Source organism: Escherichia sp. AM3, assembly GCF_032029835.1.
GTDB lineage: Bacteria > Pseudomonadota > Gammaproteobacteria > Enterobacterales > Enterobacteriaceae > Escherichia > Escherichia coli.
Genome location: NZ_JAVUPQ010001008.1, coordinates 1 through 268 on the forward strand (window position 1 = coordinate 1; position 268 = coordinate 268).

The window sequence follows — 268 nt, forward strand, 5'->3', positions numbered from 1 at the left end:
GCGTATCCAGTGCTTCGAAGATGAAATCAATGCCTTTGACGTTGTGCAGTTCGTCATAGATTTTGGTTTTCATTTCACTATCGAGCTGGTTGATGCGTCGCATAATGCCCGGGAGGTAGGCTTCCGGCAGTATTTGCATTACCTCATCCTGATACTGCGGCAGCAAAAAATCACCCGCAGTGATGTGGCCAGCAAAGAGGAACATGATGCCGGTTTTCAGTCTGCCTGCCGGGGTCTTATCGCCGGCTACGTTGTTTAAGTCTACGGC

Annotated in this window: 1 protein-coding gene; it reads right to left on the minus strand. The window is 50.0% G+C overall.

Annotation, left to right across the window (positions count from 1 at the left end; translation table 11 throughout):
- Positions 1-268 (minus strand): hypothetical protein (locus RTW80_RS29460; protein ID WP_312721665.1); only part of this gene is annotated, 268 nt, incomplete at both ends.